This is a genomic window from Peiella sedimenti (genome assembly GCF_030504955.1).
GTDB lineage: Bacteria > Pseudomonadota > Alphaproteobacteria > Caulobacterales > Caulobacteraceae > Brevundimonas > Brevundimonas sedimenti.
Map to the genome: position 1 here is coordinate 1 of NZ_JAUKTR010000006.1, position 25,105 is coordinate 25,105.

A 25,105-nucleotide genomic window follows, 5' to 3' on the forward strand; every position below is an offset into this window, starting at 1 on the left:
GCCGAGCTGGAAGTCGAGCTGATCACGCCCATCGCCATGGAGGAGAAGCTGCGCTTCGCCATCCGTGAAGGCGGCCGCACCGTCGGCGCCGGCGTCGTGGCCAAGATCATCGACTAGTGACCGGACTCTCCCTCCCCCCTCGCGGGGGAGGGCTCTGGATAGAAGCCCCCGGGGAGCGATCTCCGGGGGCTTTTCTTATGCGGCGGCTTGACCTTGGCCCGCCGTCTCATGACCCTTGCGGCGGAGTTGCTGGAGGGGGGCGGAATGCGGGGAATCATAGGCGGCTTCGTGGGCCTGGCCGCCGCCTTGGCGGCGGGCGTCGCCCTGGCCGCCGAGCCGGACCTTCAGGCCATGAGCCGGGCCGAGCTGACCGCCTTCACCCGCGCCATGCCCAAGGGCGGGGACGTGCACATCCATTTGTCCGGCGCGCCGTATCCCGAGACCTATCTGGAGTGGGCGGCCGAGGACGGCCTGTGCATCGACACCGTGCGGCTGGCCCTGGCGCCGCCCTGCCAGCCGGAGGGCGACCTGGTTTCGGCCCGGGGCATCAGCGCCGATCTGCGCGCCCAGATGATGGACAGCCTGTCGACCCGGCGGCCCGGCTTCGCGGGCCGCACCGGCCACGACCAGTTCTTCACCGCCTTCGACCGCTTCGGCGCGACGCCGGACGCCCGGCGCGGCGACATGCTGGCCGATCTGATGCAGACCCTGGCGATGCAGAACACCTTCTATCTGGAGGTGATGTGGATGCCCCAGTCCGGCGCGGCCCGGCGGGCCGGTACGGCGGCGGGCTGGAACGAGGACTTCCGCGCCATGGACGCGGCCCTGACCCCGGCGCTGCCGGCGCTGGTAGAGGCGGCCAGGGCCGAGACCGACGCCATGGAGGCGCGGGCGCGCGAGCTGTTGCGGTGCGACGCGGGCGCCTCGGCGGTCGTCATGCGCGCGGCCATGGCCGGCTGTCAGGTCACCGTCCGCTATCTGGTGCAGGCCAACCGCCTTGTCCCGCCTGAGCAGACCTATGGCCAGCTGGCCCTGGGCCGGGCGCTGATCGCCGCCGATCCACGCTGGGTCGGGTTGCAGCTGGTGGCGCCCGAGGACCACCCGAACGCACTGGCCAACTACGACACGCATATGGCCATGTTCAGCCACTTCACGCGGCAGGGCCTGGCCGCCTCGCTGCACGCGGGGGAGCTGACGCTGGACTACGCCACGCCGTTGAGCATCGACGATCACGTGACCGAGGCCGTGGCGGCGGGCGCGCGGCGCATCGGCCACGGCATCGCCATTCCGCATGAGAGAGACGCCTATGCCCTGGTGGCGCGCATGGCGGCCGAGGACATCGCCGTCGAGGTAAACCTGACCTCAAACGACGTGATCTTGAACGTTGAGGGGGAAGAGCACCCGGTCATCTGGCTCCGCCAGGCAGGCGTGCCGGTGATCTACACCACCGACGACCCAGGGATTTCACGCATCGACCTGAGCCACGAGTACGCGCGGGCCGTCAGCGACACCGGCGCCACGTATCGCGACCTGGTGACTTCGGCGCGCAACGCCATCGCTTTCGGTTTTCTGCCGGGTGAGGGACTGTGGCTGGACCCGGGCGAGTACCGACGGCCCAGGCCGGAGTGCGCGGCGGATCTGCGCGACGGCGCTCGGTCCGACGACTGCGAAGCCTTCCTCAACAGCAACGCCAAGGCCCGCGAGCAGTACCGCTACGAGCGGCTGCTGGCGATCTTCGAGGCCGAGCGGGGCATCAGGTAGGGCTGGACTCCCCCGTCGCCGGATCCGTCATCGTCTCGTCCGGCTTGATTGGGTGCGCGCCGCGCGGCTCTGAGGCGGGGCGGGGCGGCTCGCCCTCGTGGGCGGGGGTGCGCTGGTCCTCGTACTCGACTTCGCGGTTGTCGGGACGGTCGGGCAGGTCGGGACGGGGCATGACGGGCTCCTTGTTCGCCTCATGAACGCCCAAGAGCCCGCGGCCGATCCGGCAAGGTTCCGTTCACCACCTCGCTAAACCGTGCCGAAAGCGGCGGCGGCTAGTCTTCGGGACCAAGATCGCCGGAGACCGCCTGCCCATGACCCAGCCCATCCAGGCTGAGATCGTCGCGCCCGACCAGCTGACGCTGGAGGATCGCCGCCGCTGGCGCGCGTTCCAGCAGGCGCGACCTGAGCTGGCCTCGCCCTATTTCCATCCGGCCTTTACGCGCATCGCGGGGGAGGCGGCCCCGGGCGCCGAGGTGGCGATCCTGCACCGGGGCGGCGAGGTGCTGGGCTATTATCCCTTCCAGCGCCGCGGCGGGCGCGCCCTGCCGCTGGCCGCGCCCATGGCCGACTATCACGGGGTCATCGCCGCGCCGGAGGTGAACGTGCCGGTCAGCGCGCTGCCGGGCCTTTTGAAGTCGCGCTCGGCCGCCGTCACCGCCTGGGTCGGAGATCGGACGGGGCTGGAGCCGGTCGAGAACGTGGCGGCCGCCGCGCCGGACGGCTGGGAGGCCTATCGCGCCGACCGCTATGCGGCCTTCGGCAAGTTCTTCAAGGACAAGGAACGGTCCCGTCGCGCCCTGGCCGCGGATGCGGGCGGGGAGGTGGTCTGCGCCATCGGCCGCCGCGAACCCGAGCTGCTGGACCAGATCGTGGCGCAGAAAAGCGCGCAACTGCGCCAGTCGCGCCTGCACGACATATTCCGCTGCGGCTGGACCGTGGATCTGCTGCGGGCGCTGATGGCCTGCCAGGACGAGGGGGATTTCGGCGCCTCGATCGCCGTGCTCTACGCCGGGGACCGCATCGCGGCGCTGGAATACGCCCTGCACGCGGACGACCGCTATCATTTCTGGTTCCCGGTCTACGACCAGGCGCTGCGGCGCTCGTCCCCCGGCATCCTTTTGACCTGGGACACCATCCGCCTGGCCAGCGAGATGGGCCGCAGCTGGTTCGACTTCGGCAGCGAGGACGGGTTCTACAAGAAGTACTTCGTCAACGCCGGAACGACGGTGGGCGCCGGGATCACCCGCGCCCAGGCCGGGGCGAGCCCCGCGCCCCGACACCGGCTGGCCGCCAGCGCCCGGCGCCGCTGGGCCGTGGTGGAGGCCTGCGAAACCTCGCCCCTGGGCCTGGCGCGAGGGGCCGCCGCCGCCGCCTACGCCGCCGCCTTCAAGATCAACGCCTCGAGGTCCGCATGAGCGACGCCCTGATCGACAGCCTGACCGTGAGCCGCACCCGCTATCAGGGGGCGATCCGGGAGCCGCGCGTGTTTGCGCACGACATCGCCAGCCGGGGCTGGGCCGAGGACGCGCGACTGGCCGCGCTGCTGGACGCCTACCCAGCCGAGCTGTTCGACATCAACCTGTACGACTACGACGCCGAGGGGCAGGTATCCTTGCGCACCGGCGCGCGCGGGCGCGCCTCGGGCGCCGAGCTGCTGTCGGCCATCAAGCAGGGCCGCCTGTGGGTCAATCTGCGCGAGGTGGAGCGCGGGGCGCCGGAGCTGTGGGCCGAGGTGGAGCGCGCGGCGCCGACGATCTTCGCCGCTTTTCCGGGCCTGAAGCCGAGAAAGCTGTCGGGGCAGCTGATCCTGTCGTCGCCCCAGGCCAAGGTGCCCTATCATTTCGACGCCGCGGGCGTGGTCCTTTGGCATCTGAGGGGGCGCAAGCGCCTGTGGGTCTATCCGGGCGACGAGGCTCACCTGCCCGAGACCGCCATGGAGCAGGTGGTCATGCGTCAGACCACCGAGGAAATCCCCTACAGCCGCGCCTTCGACGCCGACGCCGTGGTGGTGGATCTGGAGCCGGGACAGGCCCTGACCTGGCCGCTCTATGCGCCGCACCGGGTGGAGAACCTGGGGGAGTTCAACGTGTCCCTGTCGATGGACTTCCAGACCTGGGGCTCGCGCTGGCGCAACGGCGCCTTGTTCACCCACGGCGTCATGCGGGCGCGGGGACTCACTCCTGTTCCGACGGACCGTGTCTCGACGCCCGGCCTGGCGGCCCGCTGGGCGGCGTCAGTGGCGCTGCGGCGGGCCGGAGTGGCCAAGAGCCGGCTGGCCGATTTCGAGCGCAGCTTCGAGCCGGACGCCACAGCGCCCGACGGAGCCAAGGCGCTCTGAAAGCCGGTTCCTGAAAAGGAGTTCATGACCTCCTTTTAAAGTGACATGACCGGTCCCTGGGCGGATGTTGCCTTCACCAACTGGAGGAGGCTTCCCCATGATCGTTCGTGCTCTACTGGCCTCGGCGGCGCTGATCGGCGCGGCAGGCGCGGCCCAGGCCAGCGAAGTCCGCATTAAGGACGCGGTCGCCCGCGTCGTGGTCATCCCCGAGAACCGCGCCGACATCGCCGTCGAGGTTTCGGGCGGCGGCGGCCGTCTGCCGACTCTGGAAGTGCGTCGTCAGGGCGACGACGTCATCGTCGACGGCGGTCTGGATCGCCGCATCCAAAACTGTGAAAGCCGCCGCGACAGCATCATGTCGCCCGCCGAGCCCACCGCCGACGTGCGGGTCGACGTTCGGGGCATCGGCGAGGTGCCGCTGACCGAAGCGCCCCTGGTCACTATCCGCACGCCCATGGACGCTAGGGTGCGGGCTGGGGGCGCCGTTTGGGGCGCTGTCGGCCGCACCAACACCCTGGACCTGGGCTCCGCCGGTTGCGGTGACTGGACCGTGGGCAATGTCCAGCAGCGCCTGTCGGTCTCGATCGCCGGCTCCGGCGACGTGGCGGCCGGAACCTCGGGCGAGCTGAACGTCAACATCGCCGGGTCTGGCGACGTGCGTACGGCGGCGACCCGCAGCGTGGAGGCCAACATCGCCGGCTCCGGCGACCTGCATGTGACCTCGATGGACGGGTCCCTGGACGCATCGATCGCCGGCTCGGGTGACGTGAGGGTGGCCGGCGGTCGCGCCACCACCGTCAGTGTGGCCATCGCCGGTTCGGGCGACGTGATCCTGGACGGGGCGGCCCAGTCGCTGAACGCCAACATCATCGGCTCAGGCGACGTGCGCGTGGCCTCGGCCGGCAGCGTCACGCGCCGCGTCATGGGTTCCGGAGATGTGATCGTCGGACGCCGCTGAGGCCCTTGCGCAGGGTCGTATCGCGCCGTTTCATCTCCGCCGACGGAGATGACTAGATGCGGCGCGCGGCCCTCGTCCTGATGCTGAGTCTCGGCCTGGGGGCCTGCGCTGCGGCGCGGGCCCCTTCGCTTATCCAGGCGGCGGTGCTGACCGAGCTGAACGACGACATCGACCTGCCGCCCGAGGACCGCAGGCCCCAGGTCACGCGCGTGCCGCCGAGCATGATCACCCGCGTAAACCTCGACAAGGACGGCGTCCCCGACTGGCGCGTGGACTATGGCGAGGCGGGGCTCAGCGTCTGGTGCGGCACGGGCGGCTGTCTGCAGAAGCTCTATCGCGGGACCGAGGCTGGGCCGGTGCTCGTCTTCGAGAACCAGGTGCGCGAGCTGGCTGTCGTGGACCGGGCAGGGGAGCGGCGCCTCGAGATCGAGGTTCACGGCACCCACTGCGGCGGGGCGGGCGTGATGGAGTGCCGCTTCGCCTTCGCCTGGGACCCTGCCGCCGACCGTTGGGCGGAGCGGCCCAGCGCGCAGGGGACCGTGCTGATGGAGGGCGGCTTCCCGCCCATGGCCGAGACCCACCCCTCCGAGTTGTCGGGCCTGGTGCAGAGCCTGGCGTCGGATTGCACCGAGTACACGCCGCGGGTGGAGGTCTTTTCGGTTCCGGACCTGGACGGCGACGACGCGCGCGACTGGTTCGTCAAGCCGCCGTACCGTTGCGACAGCGACAGCCGCGTGGCCAACGTGATCGTGTTCCTGACGCGCGGCGGCCTGCACGAGGCCTATCGAGCGCAAGAGGACGAGGTGCTGGCGGTGGACATCGCGACGACGCCGGCCGCGCTGCTTCGCTCAAGGGAATGCGACCTGGGTGTTTGCCGCTTCACGCCCGTGAGCCTCGGCGTGCGCTAGTCTGGCGCAAGCGCGGTCATTGACCCGCCGTACCGATCACGCCCTCATGTTGCGGGAAAATGGAGGAGCCGACCGTGATCCGACCCGTGGCCGCCGCCGCCCTGGTCCTGCTGGCCTTCAGCGCTTCTGAGGCGACGGCCGGCGCCGTGGACCCTTCGCCGCCGCAGTTGTCGCTGGAGCCGCTGTGGACGTTGGAGGGCTTCGACAGCCCCGAGAGTGTGCTGCCTTCGGCGGATGGCCGCGAGCTCTATGTCAGCAATGTGGGCGGGGAGGGCGGCGACCGCGACGGCAACGGCTTCATCTCGCGTGTTGCGCCCGACGGCCGGATGATCGAGCGCGAGTGGATCACCGGCCTCGATGCGCCCAAGGGCATGGCCCTGCGGGACGGGCGGCTGTTCGTCACCGACATCGACAAGATCGTCGAGATCGACGCCGTCGCGGGCCGCATCGTGGCCCGTCACCAGGCGGAGGGCGCGACCTTCCTGAACGACGCGGCCGTGGCGCCCGACGGGACCATCCTGGCCTCGGACTCCGGCGGCTCGCGCATCTATGCGCTTCAGGAGCGGGGCGGGACGTCGCGTGTCGAGATATGGGCGCTTGATCCGCGCCTGTCGGCCATCAACGGCCTGCTGCCCGAGCCTGAGCGGCTGGTCATCGTCACGATGCAGGGCGTCGTCCTGACCATGGACTGGGGCACGCGGGCCATCGGCCTGCTGGCCGTGGGGGTGGGCGACGGGGACGGCGTGGTTCCGACCCAGGACGGCGGCTACATCGTCGGCGAGTGGCCGGGCCGCCTGTTCCACATATCGGGCCGGGGTGATCGCCGCATGATCCTGGATCGCCGCCAGGAGCCGCAGATCTACCAGAACGACTTCGTCCGCGTGGGCGACGTCCTGATCGTCCCCAACCTTAGCCCCGGGACCGTGACCGCCCACCGCATCCTGAACGAAGGCGTTCCGCCGCCCAGCCGATAAGCCTTTCGGCCACACTTCCGCCCTTGACGGAAACGGAATCGACGGTCATAAGCGCGCCTCTTGCTGGACCGGCTGTGCGCCCAGTCCTCCCGATTGGGGGCAGACGCGGTCCGTAAAAGCGCCGAGTTGTTGGTCTTTCCAGCGTACCCGGATTTTTGGGCCCACGCGGCGTTCGCGCGGGCCTGTCGTTTTTGCGGATCACCGCGTGTCTGAGAGCTCACGGGCTCAAGGACGTCGGTCTTTGAAATGGTTCAGGGGACGCGGTTCCGCCGCTGCTAGGAAACACGAGCGTATGGATCGTCAGAACATCCGCATCCGGCTCAAGGCCTTCGATCACCGCGTCCTGGACCATTCCACGCGCGAAATCGTCAACACGGCCAAGCGCACCGGCGCGCAGGTCCGCGGGCCCATCCCGCTGCCTACGCTGATCGAAAAGTTCACCGTGAACCGTTCGCCGCACGTCGACAAGAAGTCGCGCGAGCAGTTCGAAATCCGCACGCACAAGCGCGTGCTCGACATCGTCGACCCCACCCCGCAGACCGTGGACGCGCTGATGAAGCTCGACCTGTCCGCCGGCGTGGACGTCGAGATCAAGATTTAAGAGGCGGGATCCGATGCGCCAATCTGCGCAACGTACGGGCGTGATCGCCAAAAAGCTGGGCATGACCCGGTTCTTCGCGGACGACGGCTCTCATGTGCCGGTCACCGTGCTGAGCCTGGACGGCTGTCAGGTGGTGGGTCAGCGCACCCAGGACCGTGACGGCTACGTCGCCCTGCAGCTGGGGGCCGGCGCCAAGAAGGCGAAGAACACCACCAAGGCCGAGCGCGGCGTCTTCGGCAAGGCCGAGGTCGAGCCCAAGCGCTATGTCACCGAGTTCCGCGTCAGCGAGGACAACCTCATCGACGTGGGCGCCGAGCTGACCGCCGACCACTTCCTGGAAGGCCAGAAGGTCGACGTCCAGGGCGTGACCATCGGTAAGGGCTTCGCCGGCGCCATGAAGCGCTGGAACTTCGGCGGCCTGCGCGCCACCCACGGCGTGTCCGTCTCGCACCGCTCGCACGGTTCGACCGGCAACCGCCAGGATCCGGGCCGCACCTTCCCGGGCAAGAAGATGGCCGGCCACTACGGGGTCGAGACCGTCACCCAGCAGAACCTGACCGTCTTCCGCATCGACGCCGAGCGCGGCCTGATCATGCTGAAGGGCGCGGTTCCGGGCGCCGAGGGCGGCTATGTGAAGATTTTTGACGCCGTGAAGGCCCCGTCCAAGGACGCGCCGCGTCCGGGCGCCTTCCGCGCTCGCGGCAAGGCCGCCGCGGCCGAGCAGCCCCAGACCGATCAGGTCGAGGCTGAGCAGCCCGCCGCCGAAGCCTCCAACGGGGGTGAGGAGCAATGAAGATCGAAGTCACCAAGCTGGACGGCAAGTCCGCCGGCCAGATCGAGCTGTCCGACGCCGTCTTCGGCATCGAGGAGATCCGCGCCGACATCCTGTCGCGCATGGTCAACTGGCAGCTGGCCAAGCGCCGCGCCGGCACGCACAAGGTCCAGACCCGGAACGAGAACTCTCGCACCGGCAAGAAGATGTACAAGCAGAAGGGCACCGGCGGCGCCCGTCACGGCTCGCGCCGCGCGCCCCAGTTCGTGGGCGGTTCGCGCGCCTTCGGCCCGGTGGTCCGCGACCACGGCTTCGACCTTCCCAAGAAGGTCCGCGCTCTGGCTCTGCGTCACGCCCTGAGCTCCAAGGCCAAGGCCGGCGACCTGATCGTGGTCGACAGCCTGTCGGTCAAGGAAGCCAAGACGGCCGCCCTGCGCGAGACCTTCGGCAAGCTGGGCGTCACCAACGCCCTGGTCATCGCCGGGCCGGAAGTGGACGCCAACGTCGGTCTGGCGGCCCGCAACATCCCGCTGGTGGACGTGCTGCCGAACGCCGGCCTGAACGTCTACGACGTGCTGCGTCGCCAGAAGCTGGTCCTGACCAAGGCCGCTGTCGAAGCGATCGAAGCCCGCTTCTCTGAGAAGGAGGCCGCGTGATGGCCGCCGCCAAGAAGGCTCAACCCACCGCCCGTCACTACGACGCCGTCCTGGCGCCGGTGATCACGGAAAAGTCGACCCTGCTGTCCGAGCAGAACAAGGTCGTCTTCCGCGTCGCCCATGACGCCACCAAGGACGAGATCGCGGCCGCCGTCGAGGCGCTGTTCAGCGTCCAGGTGACCAAGGTCAACACCCTGGTCGTCAAGGGCAAGACCAAGCGGTTCCGCGGCATCATGGGACGCCGCAACGACGTCAAGAAAGCCATCGTGACGCTGGCCGAGGGCCAGTCGATCGACGTGACCACGGGGCTGTAGGACCATGGCGCTTAAGACCTTCAATCCGACCTCGCCGGGCCGCCGCGCCCTGGTGCTGGTCGACCGCTCCGAGCTCCACAAGGGCCGTCCGGAGAAGACCCTTGTCGAGGGCCTGACCAAGTCGGGCGGCCGGGGCGGCAACGGCCGCGTGGCCGTTCGCTTCCGCGGCGGCGGCGCCAAGCGCCTTTACCGCATCATCGACTTCAAGCGTCGCAAGTTCGACGTGGCCGGTACGGTCGAGCGTCTCGAGTACGACCCCAACCGTTCGGCCTTCATCGCCCTGGTGAACTACGCCGACGGCGAGAAGGCCTACATCCTGGCTCCGCAGCGCCTCAAGGCCGGCGACCAGGTGATCGCCGCCGAGAAGACCGACGTGAAGCCGGGCAACGCCATGCCGCTGCGCTCCATGCCGGTGGGCACCATCATCCACAACGTGGAGATGAAGCCGGGCAAGGGCGGCCAGCTGGCCCGCTCGGCCGGCGCTTACGCCCAGCTGGTCGGCCGCGACGGCGGTTACGCCCAGATCCGTCTCGGCTCGGGCGAGCTGCGCACGGTGCTGGACGGCTGCATGGCCACGGTGGGCGCGGTCTCGAACCCCGACCACATGAACCAGAACCTGGGCAAGGCCGGCCGCAAGCGTCACATGGGCTTCCGCCCGCACGTCCGCGGCGTGGCCATGAATCCGATCGATCACCCGCACGGCGGCGGCGAAGGCCGCACCTCGGGCGGCCGCCACCCGGTCACCCCGTGGGGCGTCCCGACCAAGGGCCGCAAGACCCGCAAGAACAAGGCGACGGATAAGTTCATCATCCGTAGCCGTCACGTGAAGAAGGCGCGCTAACCATGGCCCGTTCCTCCTGGAAAGGTCCGTTCGTCGACGGCTATCTGCTGAAGAAGGCGGAGACCGCTCAGACGTCCGGCCGCAAGGACGTGATCAAGACCTGGTCGCGTCGTTCGACCATCCTGCCGCAGTTCGTCGGCCTGACCTTCGGCGTCCACAACGGCCGCAAGCATGTGCCGGTGATGGTCAGCGAAGACATGGTCGGCATGAAGTTCGGCGAGTTCGCGCCGACCCGCTCCTTCCCCGGCCACGCGGCCGACAAGAAGGCGAAGAGGAAGTAAGCAGATGAGCAAGGCTTCCAATCCCCGGCGCGTTGGCGCCGCCGAGGCTCGGGCGAAGGTGGTCAACCTGCGCACCAGCCCGCGCAAGCTGAACCTGGTGGCCCAGTCGATCCGCGGCCTGCCGGTGCAGCGCGCGCTGAACGAGCTGGAGTTCAGCCACAAGCGGATCGCCGGCGCGGTGCGCAAGGCGCTCTACTCGGCCATCTCCAACGCCGAGAACAACCACAACCTCGACATCGACTCCCTGGTCGTGGCCGAGGCCTTCGTGGGCAAGAATCTGGTGATGAAGCGCTTCTCGCCGCGGGCTCGCGGTCGGGCGTCGCGCATCGAAAAGCCGTTCTCCGAGATCACCATCGTGGTCCGCGAACTGGGCGAGGCTGCGTAATGGGACAGAAGGTCAATCCGGTCGGGCTGCGGCTCGGCGTCAACCGCACCTGGGACAGCCGCTGGTTCGCCGGCGACAAGGACTATGCGCGTCTGCTGCACCAGGACCTGAAGCTGCGCGCGTGGCTGAAGGAGCGCCTGTCGGGCGCCGGCGTGTCGCGCATCATCATCGAGCGTCCGCACAAGAAGTGCCGCATCACCATCTACGCCGCCCGTCCGGGCGTGGTGATCGGCAAGAAGGGCGCCGACATCGACAAGCTGCGCAAGGATGTCGCGGCCATGACCGAAGGCGAGGTGTTCCTGAACCTCGTTGAAGTCCGCAAGCCCGAGACTGACGCCCAGCTGATCGCTGAGAACATCGCCCAGCAGCTGGAGCGCCGCGTGGCCTTCCGCCGGGCCATGAAGCGCGCCATGCAGTCGGCCATCCGCCTGGGCGCCAAGGGCGTGCGCATCAACGTTTCGGGCCGCCTCGGCGGCGCCGAGATCGCCCGCATGGAATGGTATCGCGAAGGCCGCGTGCCGCTGCACACCCTGCGCGCCGACATCGACTTCGGCTTCATCGAAGCGCGCACCACCTACGGCGTCATCGGCGTGAAGGTGTGGGTGTTCAAGGGTGAGGTGCTGGAGCACGACCCCATGGCTCAGGACAAGCGCTGGGCCCAGGAAGCTTCCGGTCCCTCGTCGAACGAAGGCCGCGGCGACCGTGGTCCGCGCGGTCCGCGCCGCGACCGCCCCGGACGTGAAGGCTAAGTCAGATGCTGCAACCGAAGAAGACCAAGTACCGCAAGGCCTTCAAGGGCCGCATCCACGGCACGGCCAAGGGCGGCTTCTCGCTGAACTTCGGCTCGTACGGCCTGAAGTCCATGGAGCCTGAGCGCATCACGGCGCGCCAGATCGAAGCGGCCCGCCGCGCGATCACCCGCCAGATGAAGCGTCAGGGCCGGGTGTGGATCCGCATCTTCCCGGACCTGCCCGTGACGGGCAAGCCGGCCGAAGTGCGCATGGGCTCGGGCAAGGGCTCGGTGGACTACTGGGCCGCTCGCGTGGCCCCGGGCCGCATCATGTTTGAAATCGACGGCGTGCCGGACGACGTCGCCCGCGAGGCCCTGCGCCTGGGCGCCGCCAAGCTGCCCGTCCGCACCAAGGTCGTGACCCGGCTCGACGCCGGCGTCGCGGTCGAGCACTGAGAAGGGGATCGCCGATGACCAAGATCAGCGACCTTAGGGCCATGACGCCCGACCAGCTGCAGGAAGAGCTCCTGAAGCTGAAGAAGGAGCAGTTCAACCTGCGCTTCCAGGCGGCCACGGGCCAAATGGAAAAGACCCACCGCGTGGCCGAGGTCCGCAAGACCATCGCCCGCATCGCCACGCTGCAACGCCAGCAGCGCCCGGCCTGAGGAGAGATCGATGCCCAAGCGTATCCTTGAAGGCGTGGTCGTCTCGGACAAGGGCGACAAGACCGTGGTGGTCAAGGTCGAGCGCACCCTGCTGCACCCCCTGTTCAAGAAGACGGTCCGCCGTTCGAAGAAGTATCACGCGCACGACGAGACCAACTCGTACAAGGCCGGCGATCTCGCCCGGATCGTGGAGTGCGCCCCCAAGTCGAAGCTGAAGCGTTGGGAGGTCCTGCCCAAGGACGCCCAGGCTCAGGCTCAGTAAGTCAGGAAGGTCTGATCCATGATCCAGATGCAGACTAACCTGGACGTCGCCGATAATTCGGGCGCGCGCCGGGTCATGTGCATCAAGGTGTTGGGCGGCGCCAAGCGCCGCTACGCCTCGGTGGGGGACGTCATCGTCGTCTCCGTGAAGGAAGCCATTCCGCGCGGCCGCGTGAAGAAGGGCGACGTGCTGCGCGCCATCGTCGTGCGCACGTCCAAGGACATCCAGCGAAAGGACGGCTCGGTGATCCGCTTCGACAAGAACGCCGCCGTCATCGTCAACAAGCAGAGCGAGCCCATCGGCACGCGCATCTTCGGCCCGGTGCCGCGCGAACTGCGCGCGAAGAACCACATGAAGATCGTGTCCCTGGCTCCGGAGGTCATCTGATGGCCGCGAAGATCAAGAAGGGCGACCGCGTCGTCGTCCTGGCCGGCCGCGACAAGGGCCGCCAGGGCGAAGTCAAGCGCGTGATGCCGGCCGAAGGCCGCCTCATCGTTGACGGCGTCAACGTCGTCCAACGCCACACCCGTCCCTCGCAGGCGAACCCTCAGGGCGGCATCGTCAACAAGGAAGCGTCCATCCACGTCTCGAACGTGGCCCTGGTCGACGCCAACGGTAAGGCCACTCGCGTGGGCTTCCGCATGGACGGCGACAAGAAGGTGCGCTTCGCCAAGACCACGGGAGACGTCGTCAATGGCTGACGCCGCCTACGAACCCCGGCTGAAGACCGAGTACCGCGAGCGCATCCGCGCCGCGATGCGCGAGAAGTTCGGCTACACGAACGAGATGCAGGTGCCCAAGCTGGACAAGATCGTCCTGAACATGGGCATCGGCGAGGCCGTGGCCGACTCCAAGAAGGCCGCCGCCGCCATGAAGGACCTGGCGCTGATCGCCGGCCAGAAGCCGATCGGCACCAAGGCCCGCAACTCCATCGCCGGCTTCAAGCTGCGCGAAGGCATGGTCGTGGGCGCCAAGGTCACGCTTCGCCGCGAGCGCATGTACGAGTTCCTGGATCGTCTGATCACCATCGCCCTGCCGCGGGTGAAAGACTTCCGGGGTCTGAAGCCCACCTCGTTCGACGGCCGTGGCAACTACGCCATGGGCCTGAAGGAGCACCTGGTGTTCCCCGAGATCAACTATGACCAGATCGACCAGATCTGGGGCATGGACATCATCGTGGCCACCACCGCCAAGACCGACGACGAAGCCCGCGAGCTTCTGCGTCAGTTCCAGTTCCCGTTCACGAACTGACGGGAGGGAAGAGACAATGGCTAAGAAGAGCGCCGTAAACCGCAACGAGATGGTCAAGCGTCTCGTCGCGCAGTACGCCGATAAGCGCGCCGCCCTGAAGGCGATCGCGAACGACGACAGCCGCCCGCTGGAGGAGCGCTTCGAGGCGCGCCTGAAGCTGGCCGAGCTGCCGCGCAACAGCGCGCCCTCGCGCATTCGCAACCGCTGCGAGGTGACGGGCCGTCCGCGCGCCTTTTACCGCAAGCTCAAGATGAGCCGCATCGCCCTGCGTGACCTGGCCTCGAACGGGCAGATCCCCGGCATGACCAAGTCGAGCTGGTGAGGACCGAAGCATGAGCATGAACGATCCCCTCAGCGACATGATCGCCCGCATCAAGAACGCGGCGGCCCGCAAGCGTTCGACGGTGCTGACGCCCGCGTCCAAGCTGCGTGAGCGCGTGCTGCAGGTGCTGCAGGACGAGGGCTATATCCGTGGCTTCAGCCTGGTTCAGAACCCGGGTGAATTCCCGCAGTTCTCGATCGAGCTGAAGTACTTCGACGACCAGCCGGTGATCGCCGAGATCAGCCGCGTGTCGAAGCCCGGACGCCGCGTCTATTCGTCGATCAAGGACCTGAAGCCGGTCAAGAACGGCCTCGGGATCTCGATCCTGTCCACGCCCAAGGGCGTGATGTCCGACAACGCCGCCCGCGACGCCAACGTCGGTGGCGAAGTTCTCTGCCGCGTCTACTAAGCGCGGGGAGGGAAGGAACAGATGTCTCGTATCGGCAAGTCTCCGGTCGCACTGCCCCAGGGGGTGAACGTCACCCTCGAAGGCCAGACCGTTTCGGTGAAGGGCCCCAAGGGCGCCCTGTCCTGGACGGTGCCCGAGGAAATCCAGGTGGCTCAGGACGGCGGCGAGCTGCGCCTGACGCCGCGTGAAGACAGCCAGCGCGCCCGCGCCATGTGGGGCCTGTCGCGCACCCTGGTGGCCAACATGGTCCAGGGCGTCAGCCAGGGCTTCGAGCAGACGCTCGAGCTGGTCGGCGTGGGCTATCGCGCCGCCATGAAGGGCACGGCCCTGTCCATGCAGCTGGGCTTCAGCCACGAGGTCGACGTGCCGGCTCCGGCGGGCATCACCTTCGCCACGCCGAAGCAGACCGAGATCAAGATCAGCGGCGTCGACAAACAGCTGGTCGGCGAGACCGCCGCCCGCATCCGCAAGCTGCGTCCGCCCGAGCCCTACAAGGGCAAGGGTGTGCGCTACGCCGGCGAACAGGTTCGCCGCAAGGAAGGCAAGAAGAAGTAAGCCATGGCTCTTTCTCCTCGCGACATCACCAAGCGGCGCGCCGAGCGCAACCGCCGTCGCCTCAAGGCGATGGGCAACGGCCGCGTGCGGCTGTCGGTCTTCCGCTCGTCCAAGAACATCTACGCCCAGGTCATCGACGACGCCCAGGGCGTCACCCTGGCCTCGGCCTCGTCGCTGGAAGGCGGCAAGGGCTCCAAGGGCTCGGACCGCGCCGCCGCCGAGGCGGTGGGCAAGCTGGTCGCCGAGCGCGCCATGGAAAAGGGCGTCAAGGACGTGGTCTTCGACCGCGGCGGTTATCTGTATCACGGCCGGGTGAAGGCGCTGGCGGACGCCGCGCGTGAAGCCGGCCTGAACTTCTGAGGATCCTGGAAATGGCTCGTGACCCCCAACGTGGCGGCGGCGGCGATCGCCGGGATCGTCGTGACAACCGCGGCAACGCTCCGGAAGTCGAATCCGAATTCGTCGAGAAGCTGGTCCACATCAACCGCGTCGCCGCCACCGTGAAGGGCGGCCGTCGCTTCAGCTTCGCCGCTCTGATGGTCGTCGGCGACCAGAAGGGCCGCGTCGGCTTCGGTCATGGCAAGGCGCGCGAAGTGCCGGAAGCCATCCGCAAGGCGACCGAGGAAGCCAAGAAGTCGATGATCCGCGTGCCTCTGCGCGAGAGCCGCACCCTGCACCACGACGGCGAAGGCCGCTGGGGCGCGGGCAAGGTGATGATGCGCGCCGCTCCGGCCGGCACCGGCGTCATCGCCGGCGGCCCGATGCGCGCCGTGCTGGAAACCCTGGGCGTCCAGGACGTGGTGGGCAAGTCGTCGGGTTCGTCGAACCCGTACAACATGGTCCGCGCGACGTTCGAGGCGCTGAAGGTCCAGTCCTCGCCGCGCCAGATCGCCAACAAGCGCGGCAAGAAGGTCGCCGACATCATGGGCCGCCGCAACGACGGCGCCTCCTCGCCCGACTCGGTCGAGGCGTAAGGGGACAGATCATGGCCGAGAAGAAAAAGAAGACCATCACCGTCAAGCAGACCGGCAGCCCGATCCGCCGCAAGTCGGATCAGCGCGCCACCCTCGTGGGCCTGGGCCTGAACCGCGTCGGCCGCGTTGCGACGCTGGAGGACACTCCGGCCGTGCGCGGCATGGTGGCCAAGGTCGCCCACATGGTCGAGGTGGTCGAGGGCTAAGCGCCTTCGCCCCAAACCCTAACAGCCGAGTCGGGCGCTCCGCCCGGCGCAAGAACCCGAAAGGATCAGGCAGATGAAGCTGAACGAAATCCGCGACAACGAAGGTTCGACCAAGAACCGTATGCGCGTCGGCCGTGGCCCGGGCTCGGGCAAGGGCAAGACCGCCGGCCGCGGCGTCAAGGGCCAGAAGTCCCGCACCGGCGTCAGCCTGCTCGGCTTCGAAGGCGGCCAGATGCCGCTGCACATGCGCATGCCCAAGCGCGGCTTCAACAATCCCTTCGCCAAGAAGCTGGTCGAAGTGAACCTGTGGCGCATCGAGAAGGCCATCGAGGCCAAGAAGCTCGACGCCAAGAAGCCCATCAGCGCCGAGGCGCTGGTCGCCGCGGGCGTCATCCGCCGCGCCAAGGACGGCGTGCGTCTGCTGGCCCAGGGCGAGCTGAAGTCGAAGCTGGACATCACCGTCTGGTCGGCCTCGGCCGCCGCGGTGAAGGCGGTGGAGGCCGCCGGGGGCAAGGTCACGCTTCAGCGACCTGCGGACGATCAGGCCGCCGCCTGATACGAAACCGTCAGGGGCGGCCTCGCATCGGGGCCGCCCTTCGACTATCTGATGACCTTATCCGTATTCGGGGGTCTTTGAATGGCTTCGGCCGCTGAACAACTCGCAGCCAATCTGAACTTCGGCTCGTTCCAACGGGCGACCGAGCTGCACAAGCGCCTGCTTTTCACGCTGGGCGCCCTGATCATCTATCGGATGGGCACCTACATCCCCATTCCGGGGCTGGACACGGCCGCCTTCGCTCAGGCCTTCGAGGGTCAGAGCCAGGGCATCCTGGGCATGTTCAACATGTTCTCGGGCGGCGCCGTCGAGCGCATGGCCATCTTCGCCCTGAACGTGATGCCCTACATCTCGGCGTCGATCATCGTGCAGCTGTTGGGCGCGGTCTATCCGCCGTGGGAAAAGCTGAAGAAGGAAGGCGGCGAAGCCGGCCGCAAGCAGCTGAACCAGTACACCCGTTACCTGACGGTCTTCCTGGCCCTGGGTCAGGCCTTCGGCATCGCCGTCGGTCTGCAGAACGGCGGCCTGGCCCTGGATCCGGGGCCGTTCTTCCTGATTTCGACGGTCGTGACGCTCACGGGCGGGACCATGTTCCTGATGTGGCTGGGTGAGCAGGTGACCAGCCGCGGCGTCGGCAACGGCATCAGCCTGATCATCTTCGCCGGCATCGTGGCCGTGCTGCCGGGCACCATGAGCCGTCTGCTGGAGCTGACGCGTGAAGGCCAGATCGCGGCCTTCAGCTTCTTCCTGATCATCGCGATGGCCATCGCGGTCATCGGCTTCATCGTCTTCATGGAGCGCGCCCAGCGCCGTCTCCTGATCCAGTACCCCAAGCGTCAGCAGGGCGCGAGCATGGTGGGCGGCGACCGGTCGTTCCTGCCGCTGAAGGTGAACACCGCCGGCGTCATTCCGCCGATCTTCGCCTCGTCCCTGCTGCTGCTGCCGGCGACGGTGTCGTCCTTCCTGGCCGCGAACCCCGAGCGCATTCCGTCCTGGATGGACTGGCTGCCGACGGTGACCCAGCAGCTGCAGCACGGCCAGCCCACCTTCATGGTGCTGTACGGCCTGCTGATCATCTTCTTCTGCTTCTTCTACACCTCGATCGTCTTCAATCCCGAGGAGACGGCCGAGAACCTGAGGAAGTACGGCGGCTTCCTGCCGGGCATCCGGCCGGGCAAGCGCACGGCCGAATATCTGGATTACGTGCTGACCCGCCTGACGGCGCTGGGCGCGGTCTACATCACCGCGGTCTGTCTGATCCCCGAGTGGTTCATGGCTGACTACGGCCTGGGCCTGGCCTTCGGCGGCACCTCGATCCTGATCGTCGTGTCCGTGACCATGGATACCGTCGCCCAGATCCAGTCGCACCTGCTGGCGCACCAGTACGAGGGCCTCATCAAGAAGGCCAAGCTGCGCGGCCGCGGCGGCCGGGGCCCGGCCCGATGAACCTGATCCTCTTCGGCCCGCCCGGCGCGGGGAAGGGCACCCAGGCCAAGCGTCTGGTGGAGGAGCGGGGCATGATCCAGCTGTCCACCGGCGACATGCTGCGCGCGGCCATCGCCTCGGGCAGCGAACTGGGTCTGACCTGCAAGGGCATCATCGACCGGGGCGAACTGGTCCCCGACGAAGTGGTCATCGCCCTGATTGAGAGCCGGCTGGACGAGGCCGAGGCCTGCGGCGGCGCGATCTTCGACGGCTTTCCACGCACCCTGGCCCAGGCCAAGGCGCTGGATGTCCTGCTCGCCGGACGCGGAAAGCAGGTGGACCGCGTGATCCGCCTGAGGGTCGACGAGGCCGCGCTTCTGGACCGCATCACCCAGCGGTTCGCTGACATGGGGCGCTCGGACGACAATCCGGAAAGCTTCAAGGTCCGACTCAAGGCTTACGCCGACCAGACGGCCCCGCTCATCCCTTACTACGAGGGGCAGGGCAAGCTGGCCGAGGTGGACGGCATGGGCTCGGTCGAAGCGGTGGCTCGAGCCATCGCCCAGGCCATTGATAATCGTTGACGGAAGCGATTCCTTCCCTATAAGGGACCGCTTCCGCGAAAGGGCGCGACAGGCCGGGCTTTTCAACAGCCGGGGCCTGTTGGCGTCCGTCATGCGTATTCTAAGGCAGAGAGAACTCGTGGCTCGTATCGCTGGCGTCAACATTCCGACCAACAAGCGCGTGCTCATCGCGCTGCAATACATCCATGGGATCGGCTCGCGCTCGGCCCAGGACATCCTGAACAAGGTCGGCATCGACCAGTCGCGTCGCGTCAACGAACTGACCGACGCCGAGGTGTTGCAGATCCGCGAGACCATCGACCGCGACTTCACCGTCGAGGGCGATCTGCGTCGCGAAACTTCGATGAACATCAAGCGCCTGATGGACCTGGCCTGCTATCGCGGCCTGCGTCACCGCAAGGGCCTGCCCGTGCGGGGTCAGCGCACCCACACCAACGCCCGGACCCGCAAGGGCCCGGCCAAGCCGATCGCCGGCAAGAAGAAGTAAGCTAGGGGTCTTCGACACATGGCCAAGGAGCCGGCGCGCGTTAAGAAGCGCGAGCGCAAGAACATCACCTCGGGCGTGGCGCATGTGAACGCCTCGTTCAACAACACCATGGTGACGATCACCGACGCTCAGGGGAACGCCATCTCCTGGTCCAGCGCCGGCATGATGGGCTTCAAGGGGTCGCGTAAGTCGACGCCCTACGCCGCCCAGATGGCCGCCGAAGACGCTGGCCGCAAGGCCATGGAGCACGGCGTCCGCACCCTGGAAGTAAACGTTTCGGGCCCCGGTTCGGGCCGCGAGTCGGCTCTGCGCGCGCTGCAGTCGGTGGGGATGACCATCACCACCATCCGCGACGTGACGCCGATCCCGCACAACGGCTGCCGCCCGCCCAAGCGCCGTCGGGTCTAATACCCGATCGCGATTTTCTGCGCCGGCCGGTGGCCGTCTGGGCATGACCCGGGCGACCCGGCCGGCGAAACCCGTTTGAGGGACACATGATCGAAAGAAACTGGCAAGAGCTCATCCGTCCCGAGAAGCCCCAGGTCGAGCCTGGCTCCGACCCGCAGCGCAAGGCGCGTCTGGTCGCCGAGCCGCTGGAGCGGGGCTTCGGCGTGACGCTGGGCAACGCGCTGCGACGCGTGCTGCTGTCGTCGCTGCAGGGCGCGGCCGTCACGGGCATCCAGATCGACGGCGTGGTGCATGAGTTCTCGTCGATGGAAGGCGTCCGCGAGGACGTCGTGGACATCGTCCTGAACATCAAGCAGCTGGCGCTGCGCATGCACGCCGAGGGCCCCAAGCGCGTGACCCTGCGCGCCACCGGCCCCGGACCGGTCACCGCCAGCCAGATCGAGGCCACGGCCGACATCGAGGTTCTGAATCCGGATCACGTGATCTGCACGCTGGACGACGGCGCCTCCATCCGCATGGAGCTGACCATCGCCAACGGCAAGGGCTATGTCCCGGCCGAGATGAACCGTCCCGAGGACGCCCCGATCGGCATGATCTCGGTCGACGCCCTCTACTCGCCGGTCAAGCGCGTGGCCTATCGCGTCGAGCCGACCCGTCAGGGCCAGTCGCTCGACTATGACAAGCTGATCATGGAAGTGGAGACCAACGGCGCCGTGGCGCCGGTGGACGCCGTGGCCTACGCCGCCCGCATCCTGCAGGACCAGCTGCAGATGTTCATCACCTTCGAAGAGCCCAAGCAGCCCGTCGCCGACGAAGGCAAGCCGGAGCTGCCGTTCAACCCGGCCCTGCTGAAGAAGGTGGACGAGCTGGAGCTGTCGGTCCGTTCGGCCAACTGCCTGAAGAACGACAACATCGTCTATATCGGCGACCTGATCCAGAAGTCCGAGAACGAGATGCTGCGGACCCCGAACTTCGGCCGCAAGTCTCTGAACGAAATCAAGGAGGTCCTGGCCTCCATGGGCCTGTCGCTGGGCATGGACGTGCCGAACTGGCCGCCGGAGAACATCGACGATCTGGCCAAGAAGTTCGACGACCAGATCTGATCCCTGGGGCTGTAATCAGGGTCCGCAAAGGCCGGGACGCAAGGCGCGTCCCGGCCTTTCGCCTTTTTATAGAGGCGGCGTTTCGAAAGCGGCGCGGCCTCCCCGGCGGGAAAGACCCAAGACCTTGTCTCTCCGGGATCGGCCCTCATCCGAGGGTCGACGTTCGGGCCGGGCCCGCGCCATTCCGGCGTGCGGCCTTCGCGTCCGAGCCTGTTTTTGGAGACGACTGACATGCGCCACGGTAATGCGCACCGCAAACTCGGCCGCACCACGGCCCACCGCACCGCCATGTTCGCCAACATGGCCGCCTCGCTGATCAAGCACGAGCAGATCACCACGACCCTGCCCAAGGCCAAGGAGCTGCGCCCCTTCGTCGAGAAGCTGGTGACCCTGGCCAAGAAGGGCGACCTGCACAGCCGCCGCATCGCCATCAGCCGCGTGCGTGACGTGGCCCAGGTGGGCAAGCTGTTCGACGTGATCGGCCCCCGCTACGCCGAGCGCAACGGCGGCTACATCCGCATCATGAAGGCCGGCTTCCGCCACGGCGACAACGCTCCGGTGGCGGTCATCGAGTTCGTCGACCGCGACGAGAGCGCCAAGGGCCAGGACTCCGGCCCGGTCGAGGCCCCGGCCTTCGCCGACGAATAGGCCGTCCCAGACGAAGAGACATTTGCGAAGGCGGCCGGAGCGATCCGGCCGCCTTTCTTCTTGGGCGCGCTCCGGATAGGCTTTCAGCTCGCGACTTTCGGGGGCGTAGGCCATGCGCGCGATTATCCTCTCGCTATTGCTCGTCCTGGGCGGCTGCGCCAGCCAGGCGGGGCCATCCAGTGTCACCGCCGAACCGGCTGATCTGGCGATCACCAACCTGAACGTGGTCCAGGTCTCCACCGGGACTGTTGTTCCAGCCCAAACTGTCCTGATCGCCGACGGCCGCATCGTCTCCATCCAGGAGGCGGCGAGCCGGCCCGTCGCGGCCGCGCGGGTGGTGGACGGCGCCGGCGGCTATCTCATCCCCGGCCTGGTCGATGCTCACGCCCACCTGGAGCACGAGCGCAACGCGGAGATGCTCAAGCTGTTCGTGGGCTACGGCGTCACCACCGTGCGCAGCATGGATGGACGGCCTTACATTCTGGAATGGCGCGACAGGATCGCCGCGGGCGAACTCATCGGTCCGCGAATCCATACGGCGGGCCCCATTCTCGACGGAGAGTCGCCGATCAGGCGGGACAACACGGTCGTCGCCGATCCGGCCGCCGGCCGCGCCGCCGTCGTCGCCCAGGCCGCGGCGGGCTACGACTTCATCAAGATCTATGACCGGGTGTCCCCGGCCACGCTCGACGCGATCCTGGATGAGGCCGCCGAACAGTCGATGCGTGTGGGCGGCCATCCGCCAGACGACGCGCCGATGTCGGATGTCCTGCGCGCCTTCTGGTCCATCGAACACATGACCAGTTTCATGGGCGCGGTGCGCGCAGAAGGTCCCGAAACGCCCTGGTGGGTCGACAACTGGCTGGGCGCGCCCGTCGACGAGGCGCGGGCCCAGATCCTTGCGGCGGAGCTGGCGGCCTCCGACGTGTGGGTGGTCCCCACCCTGTGGGAGCGTGAGCGCAGCGCCGCACGGCCCGAAACGCTCGAGACGTGGATGAGCGATCCCGTCCTGGCCCATGTGGGAGAGGCCGCTCGGGACTTCTGGCGGTCCAGCCTGACCCGCGCCAGCCGTCGCCTGGAGGAGGATGACCGGGCCGCCGCGGCCCGGGGGCATCAGCAGCGCCTGGCCCTGACGCGCCGCCTGCACGAGGCGGGCGTGCGGCTGGTCGTGGGCACCGACACGCCCAACCCGTTCGTCGTTCCGGGCGAGGCGGCCCATCGCGAACTTGAGATGTTCGCCGCGGCGGGTCTGACGCCTTTGGAGGCCCTTCGCGCGGCCACAAGCGGGCCCCTGGAGATGATCTATGGCGAAATGGGCGAGCCGATCCGGCCCGGCGCCCGCGCCGATCTGGTCATCCTGGGCGCCAATCCCCTCGAGGACATCGCCGGAACCCGCGACATCCAGGCGGTCGTCCTGGCCGGACAGCTGTTCGATCGTGACGCCGTGCTAGCCCTCCGCTCAGCTTACGCCGCCTCGGCTGACGCCAGTTGAGCGATCCGGTCCGCATCGTCGCTTACGAGCCGCGCCACCGCCGCGTCTGGGCCGAGCTCAACGAGGCCTGGATCATCGGCGAGGGTTTCGAGATCGAGCCTAGTGACCGCCTGCTCCTCGACGACCCCGACGGCCAGATCATTTCCAAGGGCGGCCAGATCTTCATGGCCGAGGACGCGAACGGCGCGCTCGGCTGCGTGGCGGTCAAGCCGATGGCGGACGGAGGTCTGGAGGTCACCAAGATGACCGTCACGCCCGCCGCCCGCGGCCGCGGCGTCGCGCGCCGCCTGCTGGAGGCCTGCGCCCGGGAGGGCCGCCGGCGGGGCGCCCCGCGGCTCTGGCTGGAGACCAATTCGCGCCTGACGCCCGCCCTGACGCTCTACCGGTCCTTCGGCTTTGCGGACCTGCCGCGTCAACCTAGCGCCTACGCCCGATCAGACGTTCAGATGGAGCTCGGGCTCTAGCTATTCCTTCGACAGGTCCTGTCGGCTGAAGGCTAGCAGGGCCAACGCCGCGGGAACGGTCAGCCAGAGCGCCAGGCTCAGCCAGGCCTTCAGCGCCGTCGCCGCTTCGAGCGAAACGGCCCCCGGCCCCGTCGCCACCAGCGGGCTGCTCAGCATCTGATAGGCCGTGCCCGGCGAAAGCAGCACCGTCAGCCAGCTGTCCGGCGGAACGCCCATCGGGACCAGCACCGAGGGCAGCGCCGCTTGCACCACGCCGACCACCAGCGGCACGAGAAGGGCCGCCATCAGGGATCGGGTCAGAACCGCCGCCAGAAGACTGACCAGGGCGAACTGGATCAGGCGCAGCCACGCCAGGCCGATCAGGCCCAGCCAGCGCACGACGGCGTCCTCGCCCCCGTCGAAGGTCAACGGGCGGGAGAACACGCCCGCCTGGATCAGGCTGACGGCCACGCCGGCGAGGATCCCGGCGATGATCACGACCAGGGCCAGCAGCTTCATCACGCCGATCTTGCCCGAGATCAGGTTGAAGCGGCTGTCGCGGGGAGTCAGCAGCCGCCAGGTCTCCCACCGGTAGTCGCAGGCGAAGAGGGTGGCGGCGCCCACGGTCAGGAACAGGGCTTCGGGGGCTCCGGCCAGGCTGCTGGCGGTGCGGATCATGGCCTCCATCAGGTCCAGTTCGCCCCGCATCATCGGCAGGTCGATCTCGGACGCCTGCAACTTGGCGGCGTTGGCCCTCATCACAAGGAAGCCGATGGTGTTGAAGGCCACGGCGCAGATCGGAGCGAACAGCACGCTCCAGAACAGGACCGCTCGGTTCCTCAGCAGGCGGTAGCCCTCGGCCCGGATCGCATCAATCGGCGGCATGGGTCGTCTCCGCCTGGGTTTCCGAGAAGAAGATGCTCTCAAGGTCGGTCCCGACCCAGCGCGCCTCGATGACCCCGACGCCGTTCTCGACCAGGGCGCGGATCAGGGCCGGAGCCTCGTCGCGGCCGATGGCGGCCAGGACAGCGCCGTCCTCGCCGGCGCCCTTGGCGCCCAGCACCCCCAGGGCGGCCTCGGGCCGGTCGACCAGCAGACGCAGGCGCTCGCCCAGCGAGGTCAGCTCGCTGACCGCCCCCTCGCGCACGAGCCGGCCCTTGTTCAGTATGGCGACGCGGTCGCAGACCCGCTGGACCTCCGCCAGTTGGTGACTGGCCAGGATCACTGTGACGCCGTCCTCGTCGGCCAGCCGCCGGATGAGGGCGCGCATGTCCTGGATGCCGGGCGGGTCCATGCCGCTGGTGGGCTCATCCAGGATCACCACCTCCGGCCGGTGCAGCAGGGCGGCGGCCACGCCGAGGCGCTGCATCATGCCGACGGAAAAGCCGCGCACCCTGCGGTCGGCGGCGTCCGACAGGCCGACACGCTCAAGCCAGCCTGGAATGTCCGCCGCGCGGCCGCCGCCGTGGGCGCGGTCCAGCCAATGCAGCACCTGCCGCGCCGTCAGATAGGGCGGAAAGCGCGGCGTCTCGATCATGGAGCCGGTCCGGCGCAGGGTGGGGCGGTCCAGGGCCGATCCGCCCAGCAACGTCGCTGTGCCTGACGAGGGCCGGATCAGTCCCAGCAGGATGCGGAACAGGGTCGACTTGCCCGCGCCGTTCGGGCCCAGCACGCCATAGACGCCGCCCCTCGGAATGATCAGGTCAAGGCCGCCCAGCGCCTGCACGGCGCCATACGACTTGGTCAGGCTCTGGGTCTGAACGACATCGGTCATGGGGGGAGGGTGCCCCTGCGTC

At 68.2% G+C, this 25,105-nt stretch carries 39 protein-coding genes; 36 read left to right on the top strand and 3 right to left on the bottom strand.

Features of this window, described 5'->3' with window-relative positions:
* Both Q0812_RS12395 and Q0812_RS12400 read left to right on the top strand, forming a co-directional pair.
* Positions 1-117, top strand: a 117-nt coding sequence (locus tag Q0812_RS12395; RefSeq protein ID WP_302109217.1) for an EF-Tu C-terminal domain-related protein, incomplete at its 5' end; no start/stop codon positions are given.
* A gap of 147 nt (positions 118-264) precedes the next feature.
* Complete coding sequence (locus Q0812_RS12400; protein WP_302110661.1) at positions 265-1,761, top strand: adenosine deaminase family protein; 1,497 nt, start codon at positions 265-267, stop codon at positions 1,759-1,761.
* Here the strand turns inward: Q0812_RS12400 and Q0812_RS12405 are convergent.
* Positions 1,754-1,933 (bottom strand): hypothetical protein, encoded by a 180-nt coding sequence (locus Q0812_RS12405; protein WP_302110662.1) that lies wholly within the window; start codon positions 1,931-1,933, stop codon positions 1,754-1,756. The genes Q0812_RS12400 and Q0812_RS12405 overlap by 8 nt on opposite strands.
* Before the next feature lie 139 nt (positions 1,934-2,072).
* Here Q0812_RS12405 and Q0812_RS12410 point away from each other — a divergent pair, with 139 nt between their 5' ends.
* The 34 genes from Q0812_RS12410 (at position 2,073) to Q0812_RS12575 (ending at position 23,330) form a co-directional block, all read left to right on the top strand.
* On the top strand, positions 2,073-3,176 hold the full coding sequence (locus Q0812_RS12410) for a GNAT family N-acetyltransferase (RefSeq protein ID WP_302110663.1): 1,104 nt from the start codon (positions 2,073-2,075) through the stop codon (positions 3,174-3,176).
* Positions 3,173-4,099 carry a cupin-like domain-containing protein gene (locus Q0812_RS12415; protein ID WP_302110664.1) on the top strand — a complete coding sequence of 309 codons (927 nt, stop codon included), beginning with the start codon at positions 3,173-3,175 and terminating at the stop codon, positions 4,097-4,099. Before Q0812_RS12410 ends, Q0812_RS12415 begins: the two co-directional genes overlap by 4 nt.
* A gap of 97 nt (positions 4,100-4,196) precedes the next feature.
* Positions 4,197-5,057, top strand: a complete 861-nt coding sequence (locus Q0812_RS12420; RefSeq protein ID WP_302110665.1) for a GIN domain-containing protein — start codon at positions 4,197-4,199, stop codon at positions 5,055-5,057.
* Between the two features lie 56 nt (positions 5,058-5,113).
* Positions 5,114-5,965, top strand: a complete 852-nt coding sequence (locus Q0812_RS12425; protein ID WP_302110666.1) for a hypothetical protein — start codon at positions 5,114-5,116, stop codon at positions 5,963-5,965.
* A gap of 74 nt (positions 5,966-6,039) precedes the next feature.
* The gene (locus tag Q0812_RS12430; RefSeq protein WP_302110667.1) at positions 6,040-6,939 is read left to right on the top strand and encodes an SMP-30/gluconolactonase/LRE family protein; all 900 of its coding nucleotides are present in this window, start codon (positions 6,040-6,042) and stop codon (positions 6,937-6,939) included.
* 292 nt (positions 6,940-7,231) lie between these two features.
* Positions 7,232-7,540: a 30S ribosomal protein S10 gene (rpsJ, locus tag Q0812_RS12435; protein ID WP_302110668.1), complete on the top strand. Its 309-nt coding sequence runs from the start codon at positions 7,232-7,234 to the stop codon at positions 7,538-7,540.
* Between the two features lie 13 nt (positions 7,541-7,553).
* Positions 7,554-8,333 carry a 50S ribosomal protein L3 gene (gene rplC / locus Q0812_RS12440; RefSeq protein WP_302110669.1) on the top strand — a complete coding sequence of 260 codons (780 nt, stop codon included), beginning with the start codon at positions 7,554-7,556 and terminating at the stop codon, positions 8,331-8,333.
* Positions 8,330-8,968 (top strand): 50S ribosomal protein L4, encoded by a 639-nt coding sequence (gene rplD, locus Q0812_RS12445; RefSeq protein ID WP_302110670.1) that lies wholly within the window; start codon positions 8,330-8,332, stop codon positions 8,966-8,968. Before rplC ends, rplD begins: the two co-directional genes overlap by 4 nt.
* The gene (locus Q0812_RS12450; protein WP_302110671.1) at positions 8,968-9,282 is read left to right on the top strand and encodes a 50S ribosomal protein L23; all 315 of its coding nucleotides are present in this window, start codon (positions 8,968-8,970) and stop codon (positions 9,280-9,282) included. Before rplD ends, Q0812_RS12450 begins: the two co-directional genes overlap by 1 nt.
* 4 nt (positions 9,283-9,286) lie before the next feature.
* Complete coding sequence (rplB, locus tag Q0812_RS12455) at positions 9,287-10,123, top strand: 50S ribosomal protein L2 (protein WP_302110672.1); 837 nt, start codon at positions 9,287-9,289, stop codon at positions 10,121-10,123.
* A gap of 2 nt (positions 10,124-10,125) precedes the next feature.
* Positions 10,126-10,404, top strand: a complete 279-nt coding sequence (gene rpsS / locus Q0812_RS12460) for a 30S ribosomal protein S19 (protein WP_302110673.1) — start codon at positions 10,126-10,128, stop codon at positions 10,402-10,404.
* 4 nt (positions 10,405-10,408) lie between these two features.
* On the top strand, positions 10,409-10,789 hold the full coding sequence (rplV, locus tag Q0812_RS12465) for a 50S ribosomal protein L22 (protein ID WP_302110674.1): 381 nt from the start codon (positions 10,409-10,411) through the stop codon (positions 10,787-10,789).
* The gene (gene rpsC, locus Q0812_RS12470) at positions 10,789-11,538 is read left to right on the top strand and encodes a 30S ribosomal protein S3 (RefSeq protein ID WP_302110675.1); all 750 of its coding nucleotides are present in this window, start codon (positions 10,789-10,791) and stop codon (positions 11,536-11,538) included. Before rplV ends, rpsC begins: the two co-directional genes overlap by 1 nt.
* A 5-nt stretch (positions 11,539-11,543) precedes the next feature.
* Positions 11,544-11,975: a 50S ribosomal protein L16 gene (gene rplP, locus Q0812_RS12475; protein WP_302110676.1), complete on the top strand. Its 432-nt coding sequence runs from the start codon at positions 11,544-11,546 to the stop codon at positions 11,973-11,975.
* A 14-nt stretch (positions 11,976-11,989) separates the two neighbouring features.
* Positions 11,990-12,184 carry a 50S ribosomal protein L29 gene (rpmC, locus tag Q0812_RS12480; RefSeq protein ID WP_302110677.1) on the top strand — a complete coding sequence of 65 codons (195 nt, stop codon included), beginning with the start codon at positions 11,990-11,992 and terminating at the stop codon, positions 12,182-12,184.
* A gap of 10 nt (positions 12,185-12,194) precedes the next feature.
* Positions 12,195-12,446 (top strand): 30S ribosomal protein S17, encoded by a 252-nt coding sequence (rpsQ, locus tag Q0812_RS12485; protein WP_302110678.1) that lies wholly within the window; start codon positions 12,195-12,197, stop codon positions 12,444-12,446.
* Positions 12,447-12,464: 18 nt separating this feature from the next.
* A complete protein-coding gene (gene rplN / locus Q0812_RS12490) occupies positions 12,465-12,833 on the top strand; it encodes a 50S ribosomal protein L14 (RefSeq protein WP_302110679.1) in 369 nt (122 codons plus the stop codon).
* A complete protein-coding gene (rplX, locus tag Q0812_RS12495) occupies positions 12,833-13,147 on the top strand; it encodes a 50S ribosomal protein L24 (RefSeq protein WP_302110680.1) in 315 nt (104 codons plus the stop codon). Before rplN ends, rplX begins: the two co-directional genes overlap by 1 nt.
* Positions 13,140-13,697 carry a 50S ribosomal protein L5 gene (gene rplE, locus Q0812_RS12500; RefSeq protein WP_302110681.1) on the top strand — a complete coding sequence of 186 codons (558 nt, stop codon included), beginning with the start codon at positions 13,140-13,142 and terminating at the stop codon, positions 13,695-13,697. The genes rplX and rplE overlap by 8 nt, the downstream gene beginning before the upstream one ends.
* A 16-nt stretch (positions 13,698-13,713) precedes the next feature.
* Positions 13,714-14,019: a 30S ribosomal protein S14 gene (rpsN, locus tag Q0812_RS12505; RefSeq protein ID WP_302110682.1), complete on the top strand. Its 306-nt coding sequence runs from the start codon at positions 13,714-13,716 to the stop codon at positions 14,017-14,019.
* A gap of 10 nt (positions 14,020-14,029) precedes the next feature.
* A complete protein-coding gene (rpsH, locus tag Q0812_RS12510; protein ID WP_302110683.1) occupies positions 14,030-14,428 on the top strand; it encodes a 30S ribosomal protein S8 in 399 nt (132 codons plus the stop codon).
* A 21-nt stretch (positions 14,429-14,449) separates the two neighbouring features.
* Positions 14,450-14,983, top strand: a complete 534-nt coding sequence (gene rplF / locus Q0812_RS12515) for a 50S ribosomal protein L6 (RefSeq protein WP_302110684.1) — start codon at positions 14,450-14,452, stop codon at positions 14,981-14,983.
* Between the two features lie 3 nt (positions 14,984-14,986).
* Positions 14,987-15,343: a 50S ribosomal protein L18 gene (gene rplR, locus Q0812_RS12520; protein WP_302110685.1), complete on the top strand. Its 357-nt coding sequence runs from the start codon at positions 14,987-14,989 to the stop codon at positions 15,341-15,343.
* Between the two features lie 11 nt (positions 15,344-15,354).
* Positions 15,355-15,957 carry a 30S ribosomal protein S5 gene (gene rpsE / locus Q0812_RS12525; RefSeq protein ID WP_302110686.1) on the top strand — a complete coding sequence of 201 codons (603 nt, stop codon included), beginning with the start codon at positions 15,355-15,357 and terminating at the stop codon, positions 15,955-15,957.
* 11 nt (positions 15,958-15,968) lie between these two features.
* A complete protein-coding gene (gene rpmD / locus Q0812_RS12530) occupies positions 15,969-16,163 on the top strand; it encodes a 50S ribosomal protein L30 (RefSeq protein ID WP_302110687.1) in 195 nt (64 codons plus the stop codon).
* 73 nt (positions 16,164-16,236) lie between these two features.
* Positions 16,237-16,719 carry a 50S ribosomal protein L15 gene (gene rplO / locus Q0812_RS12535; RefSeq protein WP_302110688.1) on the top strand — a complete coding sequence of 161 codons (483 nt, stop codon included), beginning with the start codon at positions 16,237-16,239 and terminating at the stop codon, positions 16,717-16,719.
* 81 nt (positions 16,720-16,800) lie between these two features.
* Positions 16,801-18,165 carry a preprotein translocase subunit SecY gene (gene secY / locus Q0812_RS12540; RefSeq protein ID WP_302110689.1) on the top strand — a complete coding sequence of 455 codons (1,365 nt, stop codon included), beginning with the start codon at positions 16,801-16,803 and terminating at the stop codon, positions 18,163-18,165.
* Positions 18,162-18,728 (top strand): adenylate kinase, encoded by a 567-nt coding sequence (locus Q0812_RS12545; protein ID WP_302110690.1) that lies wholly within the window; start codon positions 18,162-18,164, stop codon positions 18,726-18,728. The genes secY and Q0812_RS12545 overlap by 4 nt, the downstream gene beginning before the upstream one ends.
* Positions 18,729-18,846: 118 nt before the next feature.
* The gene (gene rpsM / locus Q0812_RS12550) at positions 18,847-19,215 is read left to right on the top strand and encodes a 30S ribosomal protein S13 (RefSeq protein WP_302110691.1); all 369 of its coding nucleotides are present in this window, start codon (positions 18,847-18,849) and stop codon (positions 19,213-19,215) included.
* Between the two features lie 18 nt (positions 19,216-19,233).
* The gene (gene rpsK / locus Q0812_RS12555) at positions 19,234-19,623 is read left to right on the top strand and encodes a 30S ribosomal protein S11 (protein WP_302110692.1); all 390 of its coding nucleotides are present in this window, start codon (positions 19,234-19,236) and stop codon (positions 19,621-19,623) included.
* Between the two features lie 86 nt (positions 19,624-19,709).
* A complete protein-coding gene (locus Q0812_RS12560) occupies positions 19,710-20,726 on the top strand; it encodes a DNA-directed RNA polymerase subunit alpha (protein ID WP_302110693.1) in 1,017 nt (338 codons plus the stop codon).
* A gap of 231 nt (positions 20,727-20,957) precedes the next feature.
* Entirely contained in the window at positions 20,958-21,374 is a 417-nt protein-coding gene (gene rplQ, locus Q0812_RS12565) for a 50S ribosomal protein L17 (RefSeq protein ID WP_302110694.1), read from the top strand.
* A 112-nt stretch (positions 21,375-21,486) separates the two neighbouring features.
* Complete coding sequence (locus Q0812_RS12570; protein WP_302110695.1) at positions 21,487-22,866, top strand: amidohydrolase family protein; 1,380 nt, start codon at positions 21,487-21,489, stop codon at positions 22,864-22,866.
* Positions 22,863-23,330 carry a GNAT family N-acetyltransferase gene (locus tag Q0812_RS12575; RefSeq protein ID WP_302110696.1) on the top strand — a complete coding sequence of 156 codons (468 nt, stop codon included), beginning with the start codon at positions 22,863-22,865 and terminating at the stop codon, positions 23,328-23,330. The genes Q0812_RS12570 and Q0812_RS12575 overlap by 4 nt, the downstream gene beginning before the upstream one ends.
* Here Q0812_RS12575 and Q0812_RS12580 read toward each other — a convergent pair whose 3' ends face one another.
* Together Q0812_RS12580 and Q0812_RS12585 are read right to left on the bottom strand one after the other, a co-directional pair.
* Positions 23,331-24,194 carry a hypothetical protein gene (locus Q0812_RS12580; protein ID WP_302110697.1) on the bottom strand — a complete coding sequence of 288 codons (864 nt, stop codon included), beginning with the start codon at positions 24,192-24,194 and terminating at the stop codon, positions 23,331-23,333.
* Positions 24,181-25,083: an ABC transporter ATP-binding protein gene (locus tag Q0812_RS12585; RefSeq protein WP_302110698.1), complete on the bottom strand. Its 903-nt coding sequence runs from the start codon at positions 25,081-25,083 to the stop codon at positions 24,181-24,183. Before Q0812_RS12585 ends, Q0812_RS12580 begins: the two co-directional genes overlap by 14 nt.
* Positions 25,084-25,105 lie beyond the last annotated feature (22 nt).